Origin of the sequence: Paenibacillus sp. A3 (assembly GCF_001399685.1) — a bacterium.
GTDB lineage: Bacteria > Bacillota > Bacilli > Paenibacillales > NBRC-103111 > Paenibacillus_G.
In genome coordinates this window covers 1-7,725 of sequence record NZ_JTHN01000302.1, presented here as the reverse complement: position 1 = coordinate 7,725, position 7,725 = coordinate 1, and the positions used below count along the sequence as shown (strand labels likewise).

8 protein-coding genes are annotated in these 7,725 nt (G+C 58.1%); 5 read left to right on the top strand and 3 right to left on the bottom strand.

The genetic code is table 11. The annotated features are described in order from the left end of the window. Positions 1 to 133: 133 nt before the first annotated feature. Positions 134 to 1,210 (top strand): Ger(x)C family spore germination C-terminal domain-containing protein, encoded by a 1,077-nt coding sequence (locus QJ48_RS33485; protein WP_054977625.1) that lies wholly within the window; start codon positions 134 to 136, stop codon positions 1,208 to 1,210. Positions 1,211 to 1,212: 2 nt separating this feature from the next. Then, positions 1,213 to 1,863, top strand: a complete 651-nt coding sequence (locus tag QJ48_RS33480) for a hypothetical protein (RefSeq protein WP_054977624.1) — start codon at positions 1,213 to 1,215, stop codon at positions 1,861 to 1,863. 84 nt (positions 1,864 to 1,947) lie between these two features. Here QJ48_RS33480 and QJ48_RS33475 read toward each other — a convergent pair whose 3' ends face one another. Together QJ48_RS33475 and QJ48_RS33470 are read right to left on the bottom strand one after the other, a co-directional pair. Then, positions 1,948 to 2,457, bottom strand: a complete 510-nt coding sequence (locus QJ48_RS33475) for a phosphatidylglycerophosphatase A (RefSeq protein ID WP_054977623.1) — start codon at positions 2,455 to 2,457, stop codon at positions 1,948 to 1,950. A 10-nt stretch (positions 2,458 to 2,467) separates the two neighbouring features. Further along, positions 2,468 to 3,340 (bottom strand): sensor domain-containing diguanylate cyclase, encoded by an 873-nt coding sequence (locus QJ48_RS33470; protein WP_054977622.1) that lies wholly within the window; start codon positions 3,338 to 3,340, stop codon positions 2,468 to 2,470. Positions 3,341 to 3,537: 197 nt separating this feature from the next. On the opposite strand from QJ48_RS33470, the gene QJ48_RS33465 reads away from it, so the two are divergent. The 3 genes from QJ48_RS33465 (at position 3,538) to QJ48_RS33455 (ending at position 6,100) form a co-directional block, all read left to right on the top strand. Then, positions 3,538 to 4,578 carry a GerMN domain-containing protein gene (locus tag QJ48_RS33465; protein ID WP_054977621.1) on the top strand — a complete coding sequence of 347 codons (1,041 nt, stop codon included), beginning with the start codon at positions 3,538 to 3,540 and terminating at the stop codon, positions 4,576 to 4,578. Positions 4,579 to 4,728: 150 nt separating this feature from the next. Then, on the top strand, positions 4,729 to 5,487 hold the full coding sequence (rph, locus tag QJ48_RS33460; RefSeq protein ID WP_054977620.1) for a ribonuclease PH: 759 nt from the start codon (positions 4,729 to 4,731) through the stop codon (positions 5,485 to 5,487). Then, the gene (locus QJ48_RS33455; RefSeq protein ID WP_054977619.1) at positions 5,471 to 6,100 is read left to right on the top strand and encodes an XTP/dITP diphosphatase; all 630 of its coding nucleotides are present in this window, start codon (positions 5,471 to 5,473) and stop codon (positions 6,098 to 6,100) included. The genes rph and QJ48_RS33455 overlap by 17 nt, the downstream gene beginning before the upstream one ends. A gap of 16 nt (positions 6,101 to 6,116) precedes the next feature. On the opposite strand, the gene asnB is transcribed toward QJ48_RS33455, so the two are convergent. Beyond that, the coding region (gene asnB, locus QJ48_RS33450; RefSeq protein ID WP_054977618.1) for an asparagine synthase (glutamine-hydrolyzing) at positions 6,117 to 7,725 on the bottom strand (1,609 nt) is incomplete at its 5' end.

The window sequence follows — 7,725 nt, the reverse complement described above, 5'->3', positions numbered from 1 at the left end:
TTTTTGATGTGGGCCGGGTGTGAGAAAGCAAGCTCTGGAATAAAAAGGGAGTCGTTGGGAAATAGTAGATGATCTGTAACGCGTTTTTCGTTAACGGTTATCGGACTATTTTTTCAACTGGAGGCGGCTTCCTTTGAACATAAAGCGAATCTTGATGAACCGGGCCGTATCGCTGCCGCTCGCTGCGGCTTGCCTGCTGCCCATGGCGGGATGCGTCCGCTTGACGGATGCGGAGCCTCGCGCATGGCAGGCGGAGGAAGCGAGGCTCGTAGCCGCAGGCATTGACGAGGGCCCCGGCGGTCTTCGCGTAACGACGGGCTATGGACCGCCTGCGTCCGGCCGCCCGCTGCAGCCATACTCGAATGCCGGTCCGCGGATGCAATCGTTTGTTTCGTTCCAAGCTGCGGCTTACCGCTGGGAGCGGAACCGGCCTCCCGAGCTTGTGGCGATCGGCGAAGCCTGGGCGCGCTCGCACGGCTTTCCCGCTTCCTGGACGAGGCAGATCCGGATGCTCGGCGTAAAGCAGGGCCGCAGACCGCTAGTGGCGGTGGTGGAAGGGACGGCCGAACGGTTCGTCAGCAGCCCGGACACGATGAACGGCGGCATTGCGCGGCTCCGGGAAGGAGGCTGGACCGCGGACCCGCTCCGTTTTGCAGGGAGCGCGTACGAGGACGATGTGGTCCTGCCCTACTTGTCCGCAGGTTCGATCGCGAAGGATAATATTCCCAACCAATCGGATGTTTCAACCCGGGCGCTTTTGTTTAAGAAACAAGAGCTTGTGGCCGAGTTGACCTCGTCCCAAAGCAATTTGCTCGCTTGCATGATGGGGGGTTACGGTCTGCCGAAGCTCGAATGGTCTTCGGGAGAGACGCCGTTTGCTACCGATTCCCCGCTGCTGCGTAATATTACTTGCCGGGCTGAAATTGCGAGCAACGGCGATTTGAAGCAGCCCCGGCTGAACATCGTGATGCGGGTGGCGGCTTCGCCCGGCGGACCATCCGTTACCGCCGATAGTTGGGCATCGAACCTGCAGCGGCAGGGAACGGAATTGATCCGGTTGCTTCAAGGCCTGCGCTCCGATCCGCTGCGCTTGGGGGAGTCCGTGCGGCAGCAATATCCTGGCGTGTGGAAACAGGACCGCTGGCGTGACGCTTTCACCCGTGCCCGAATCGATCTGCAGGTTAGGGTTACATTCGACGGAGGTGCTTGACGATGAAAACAAAAAAACACGCACAATGGATGAGAACGGCGGCTCTGTTGTCCGCACTGATTCTCACCGTGACGCTGACAGCTTGCAAGAAAGAGGCGGCCCAGCCGCCGAAAACCCCGGAGCCCGCTCCGACGGAGCAGACGACCCCTCCAGGACAAACGACTCCACCGGGGCAAACGACCCCGCCAGGTCAACCCGGACAGACGACGACGCCGGGTCAGACCGGCCAAAGCGGAGAGGCGGCCAAGCCGCCGGAGGAAGCTCCTATCAAAATCGGTCAGCTTCAATATACCGAATTGGAGCGGACGACCGTCGCCACGTCGGCCAAAACCGCCGGCGTACCGACGTATTATTTGCCGGAGCGTGGAGCCTCGGACGATAAGATCGACCAGATGGGAACCAGCGCCAAGCTGCTGACGCTGAAATATTACAAGATGACGATCATGGAATCGCCGGAAGAGATCAAGCCGAGCGGCAAGGTGGAATCGAAGCAGGAGGTCAAGCTCCGCAACGGGACAGGCCAATGGGTCACGGCTGACGGGCAAAAGACCCTTCATTTGAAGCTGGACAAAACTTATATTGCTCTTAGCTCGGACAAGCTGTCCCAAGCAGACTTGCAAACCGTAGCCGAATCGCTGGCGACATTGAAATAAGCGGCAAAGGCAACGCATTAGGAACGGACTCGCAGTAAATAAAAACGGCGCTCTCCCTCGGAGATGCGCCGTTTCCTTTTAGGTCTACGTACTTTCCTTCTCCTTCTGCTTGCGGTGAGCGATGCGGCTGCTGGCGGACGCCGCGATAGCGCCGACGATATCGTCAAGGAACGTATGCTTGTGCTTGCCGCTCTTATCGTTCAGCCGCCCGACCAGCCCCGGCTTGACTTTGTCAATATATCCAAAGTTGGTGAGCCCGATGCTGCCGTACACATTGACGATCGACAGAGCCAGGATTTCATCACAGCCGTACAGCCCCTCGTCGTTTTCGATCATCTCCTGAAGCGGAGACAGCAGCTTGCCCTCCTCGGCCAGCACGTCGAGCTGAATCCCCGTCAAAATGGCATTCTGCACTTCCCGTTTGCCGAGGACCTGCTCCACGCTTTCCCGGCATTCGTCCATCGACAGGCTGGAGTAGTAGTCTTTTTGCAGAAAATAAGTAAGCTCCGCTATATCTTCCATGGTGACGCCGCGCTTCGTCAGCCACAAGGCCGAAGCTTCGGCAACCTGCTTGCTGTTCAAGCTGTAGCTCATAGAGGCCTCCTTAGGATTCCGAGAAAAAACGGAAGTGGTTTTTGCCTTGCTGCTTCGATGCGTACATCGCCGTATCGGCGCACTGCAGCAGCGTTTCGATATCATGCCCGTCCTCGGGATAGCAGGAAACGCCGATGCTGCTCGTAATGCTCATCGTTTGGCCGTTCAGCTCGAAAGGCTGGTTTAGCGTCTGCGCGATTCTGCCGACGATCTTGGCAACATCCTCGCGGTGCTCAAACTGCTGCACCAGCACGACGAACTCGTCGCCGCCCATCCGGCAGACCGTATCCGGTTCCCGGATGGAATGCGAGAGACGGGAAGCGGCCATGGTCAGCAGCTCGTCGCCGGTCGCATGGCCGTATGTATCGTTAATGCGTTTAAAATCATCGAGGTCTAGGTAAATGACGGCCAGCTTATGGTGGTAGCGCTTCGCCATATGCAGCGATTGTATAAAACGATCTTGAAACAGCCTGCGGTTCGGCAGTTGGGTCAACGGATCGTAGTAAGCCAGACGCGTCAGCCGTTCTTCCTGCTTCTTGAACGCCGTGATGTCTTTGGCTGCCAAGGCGGCCTGCCATCCCGAAGACTTGCCTGCTAACGGATATCCTTGGCCTTCAAGCCATACGAGAGCTCCGTCCGGCAGCACGACCCGAAACGTCATCGCGAACGGTTCGCGTTCTTGAAGAAGCCGGCGGCATGCCTGCTGCAGCGGAAGGAGATCGGATTCGTATACCCAGCGGAACAATGCCGAACCGTAGTTGGGCTCCGGGGACAAGCCGACCGGCGAACCGGTTTCGTCGAATACCCACAGCCAATCCGGAGATTGAAGCACAACGGCCCGGTATAGGTCGTCAGGCACGAAATCATGAAGACGGTTTTCCATGGAAAATCACCTCTTTTTGGAAAAACACATCTATATTATAGGCTTTTAGTACTGCATAAATCAAGGATATATCCGTCCAAAGTACCATGAACGAAATCGTCCTCCGAATCGGACAAATTGGTGTCATAAACTTGTCTGCCGCCCGTATACATAAAAGTAAAAACGGACAACACCCCAATACCAAGGAGGAACACGCAATGAAACAATACAAATGGATACGATGGGCCGCCGCTGTCGGAATGGTCGCTCTGCTTGCCTCCGGCTGCTCGCCTTTGGGAAAGAAGGAACAGTCGCAGCAAATCGATCCTCCGCCGGCCGGAGCGGACGCCATGGCCACAAGCGGCAAGGTGTCCCAGACGATTGCCAATCCGATGCAGGTGACGGTTTACACCAAGGATGAAAAAGGGTTCGTCGCTCCGATTGCCGTTCAAGTCGAAAAGAGCCAAGGCGCCGCACGCAAGGCGCTGGAATACATGGTGGACGGCGGTCCGGTACAAGGACGTCTGCCGGCCGGATTTACAAGCCTCCTTCCCAAAGGTACCGAAATTAAAGGCATTAACATCGTGGAAGATCAAAAACTGGCTATCGTTGATTTTTCCAAAATGTTTACGGATTATAACCTGCAGGACGAAAGAAAAATTATGGAAGCCGTCACCTGGACCTTGACGGGCTTTCCTTCGGTGGAAAAGGTGCAGCTCCGCGTCGAGGGCAAGCCTTTGAAAGAAATGCCGGTCGGCGGCACGCCGCTGGACGAACCACTGACCCGGGCGATCGGAATTAACGTGGAGAAGCCGGAAAGCGTAGAGTACGGACAATCGACGCCGGTTACGCTGTATTTTTTAAATCAGAATCAGGAAAATTACAGCTATTACGTCCCCGTAACCCGGCTCGTCCCAAGGACGGACAACGTCGCGGAAGCGGTCATCCGGCAGCTTATTGCGGGACCGGATCAGAAGAAAGGCTTGGTTGCCGTCATGGCTCCGGGAGCCGAGCTGCTGAAAGTGGACAAAACGAACGACCTGATCACGGTCAATTTCTCGGACAAAATGCTCGGTCCGGATAAAAAAGCGCCTGCCGAAGCGTTGAAAGCGGTCGTCTTATCGCTCACGGAAAATACGAACACGGCCGCCAAGGTGCAAATTCTCGTGAACGGCGACGCCAAAGTAAGCGCAACCGATAATCAGAGCTACGCGAAGCCCGTATCCCGGCCTCAAACCGTGAATCAGCTGAAGCTGTAGCTGTGCGCGATGCCTCATAAACGAACGCTCCTTCCTGTACGGCCCGCTTCCGGAAGGAGCGCTTTTTCGTTTCCGCAGGCCCGTTTGGTTTTCCGGGGGCGCTCTGGTACAATGGGAACGTGAAAGCCAAAAGGAGGAAATGAGACTTAAATGAGAAGCGACGGGAGAAGAGTCGATCAGGCGCGTCCTGTGAAAATTACGACCAATTACAATAAACACGCCGAGGGCTCGGTGCTGATCGAGGTGGGAGATACTCGGGTCATCTGCACGGCGACGGTGGAGGAACGGGTTCCGCCGTTTATGAAAGGGCAGGGCAAAGGATGGGTGACGGCCGAATACTCGATGCTGCCCCGGGCGACTTCGGTCCGCAATCAGCGCGAAGCGGCCAAAGGGAAGCTCGGCGGACGCACCATGGAAATTCAGCGGCTGATCGGACGGGCGCTGCGTTCCGTCGTCGATCTGGAAGCGCTGGGCGAGCGTTCCATTACGCTGGACTGCGACGTGATCCAGGCGGACGGCGGCACCCGGACGACGTCGATCACCGGCGCGTTCGTCGCCATGGCGATCGCGATGGATAAAATCGCGCGGGAGCGGAATTTGAACCGGTTCCCGATCACCGATTTTCTCGGTTCCGTGAGCGTGGGCATCATTCAGGAGCAGCCGTGCCTGGACCTGAACTATGAAGAGGATTCCAAAGCGAAGGTCGATATGAACGTGGTGATGACTGGCCAAGGCAAATTCGTCGAGGTGCAAGGAACCGGTGAAGAAGCCCCGTTCTCCCGGCAAGAGCTTGACGCGCTGCTGGCGTTGGCCGAAACGGGCATCCAGGAGATGGTTCGGGAGCAAGCACTGGCGCTCGGACCGATTGCCGAACGCATTAAGGGGGCGTCCCATGCGACTCGGACCTGAGGTCGTTATCGCGACGACGAATACGGGCAAGCTCAAAGAATTCGAGAAGATGTTCCAGGAGAAAGGCATCGCGGTCAAAAGCCTGCTCGATTACCCGGAAATCCCTGATATCGTCGAGGACGGAGATACCTTTGCGGCGAACGCCTTGATCAAGGCCAGAGCGGTGGCCCGGCGGCTCGGCGTTCCTGCAGTGGCGGACGACTCCGGCTTATGCGTGGATCGTCTGGACGGCGCGCCGGGGGTATACTCCGCCCGCTACGCGGGCGAGCCGAAGGACGACGCGGCGAATAACCGCAAGCTCGTCAGTGAGCTCGACAAGCTGGAGCCGCTGCCCCGGCCGGATCAGGCGGCTCATCCCGAAGCGCTTAGCCCCGCCCGTTTCGTCAGCGCCATTGCGCTCGTGGATGCGGAAGGAACGCCGCTTGCCGAAGTCGAAGGGACGTGCGAGGGCGTCATCATTCGCGAAGCGCGTGGCAGCGGGGGCTTCGGGTATGATCCGTTGTTTTACGTCCCGCAGCTCGGCCGGACGCTGGCGGAACTGACGCTCGAAGAGAAAAATGCGCTCAGCCATCGCGGTCAGGCCATCCGCAAATTGTGGGACTTCTTGGCCTAAGGAAGCCGTACCGCTATTATCGAATCGATACTTTGTAATGGCGCAGCCACGTGTCGACCTGGGCCAAATAAGCGAACAGCTGCGGCCCGGTCATCAGCTGGCCGAACCACGGCAGCTGGAAGCGGCCTTCGTCGTCCTCGGCGAGGGTGCGGATTTTGGCCGTATCGATGAATGGAAGCAGAGGCGAGGACGGATCGTTTAAGATGTCCAATACCCAGGAGCGGACGGCGGTCAAGTAGTTCGGATTGTGCGTTTTCGGATACGGGCTTTTTTTGCGGGCCAGCACGTCTTCGGGAAGTATGTCGTGGAGCGCTTTGCGCAAAATGCCCTTTTCCCGGTCGCCGGCCGTTTTGACCTCCCAAGGAATGTTCCATACGTATTCGACCAGCCGGTGATCGCAGAACGGCACGCGCACTTCGAGGCCGACCGCCATGCTCATCCGGTCTTTGCGGTCGAGCAGCGTCGGCATAAAGCGGGTAATGTTCAAATAGGACATCTCCCGCATCCGGTTCTGCTGCCCGTTCTCGCCGGCCAGACGGGGCACTTCGGAGAGAGCTTGCCGATAGCGGTCCTGCACATATTGGGCGGGCTTTACCCAATCGACGAATTCGGGAGAGAGCAGGGCGACGCGTTCGGGGGTCGCCAGCGACCAGGGGAAGGTTCCGGCATTCAGCGCTTCCTCCCGGTGAAACCAGGGGTACCCGCCGAAAATTTCGTCGGCCGCTTCGCCGGATATCGCCACCGTGGCGCCTTTTTTAATTTCGCGGCAAAATAAATAAAGCGAACCGTCCACATCGGCCATTCCGGGCAAGTCCCTGGCCAGCACGACGGTTCGGAGCGCTTCGACCAGTTCCGGCGTATCGAATTCGATCGCATGATGCACGGTTCCGAGGTGTTCCGTCATCCGCTTGATCCAAGGCGCATCCGCGTTCGGCTGAAAGGCGCTTGCTTGGAAATGCTTATCGTTGTCGACATAGTCGACCGAATAGGTGTGCAGGGCTCCGAGACCTTGCCGGGCATAGTATTGTGCGGCAAACGTCGTTAGCGCGCTGGAGTCAAGCCCGCCGGACAGCAGCGTGCAGATCGGCACATCCGAAGCGAGCTGGCGGATCACCGTGTCCCGAAGCAGCTCGCGCACTTTGGCGGCCGTCGTCTCCACGTCGTCCTCGTGCGGCTTGCTTTCCAGCTTCCAGTAGGCGCGTACGCTTAGGCCGCGCGCATCCATGACCATGCAGTGACCCGGCTTCAGCTCCTGCATATTTTTATAGACGCCGTGGCCCGGCGTGCGCGCCGGCCCGATGGCGAAAATTTCCGCCAGTCCTTCGCCGCTGATCTGAACCGTAAAGTCCGGATGCGCCAGGATGGCCTTCGGCTCCGAACCGAACAGCAGCCGGCCATCCGCGTAGGAATAGAAAAGAGGCTTGACGCCAAGACGGTCGCGGACGAGGAACAGCGTCTGCTCTTCGTCGTCCCAAATGGCAAAGGCGAAGATGCCGTTGAGCCGGTCGACGCAGGCTCGGCCCCATTCGACGAACGAAACGAGCAGCACCTCGGTGTCGCAGGTGGTGGCGAACCGGTGGCCTCGCTGCTCCAGCTCTTTTTTTAATTCGGGTGCATTGTATAGC

Coding starts and splice junctions, on each gene's coding strand:
- QJ48_RS33465 (WP_054977621.1), top strand. CDS start 3,538: ATGAAACAATACAAATGGATACGATGGGCCGCCGCTGTCGGAATGGTC.
- QJ48_RS33455 (WP_054977619.1), top strand. CDS start 5,471: ATGCGACTCGGACCTGAGGTCGTTATCGCGACGACGAATACGGGCAAG.
- QJ48_RS33475 (WP_054977623.1), bottom strand. CDS start 2,457: ATGAGCTACAGCTTGAACAGCAAGCAGGTTGCCGAAGCTTCGGCCTTG.
- rph (WP_054977620.1), top strand. CDS start 4,729: ATGAGAAGCGACGGGAGAAGAGTCGATCAGGCGCGTCCTGTGAAAATT.
- QJ48_RS33470 (WP_054977622.1), bottom strand. CDS start 3,340: ATGGAAAACCGTCTTCATGATTTCGTGCCTGACGACCTATACCGGGCC.
- QJ48_RS33480 (WP_054977624.1), top strand. CDS start 1,213: ATGAAAACAAAAAAACACGCACAATGGATGAGAACGGCGGCTCTGTTG.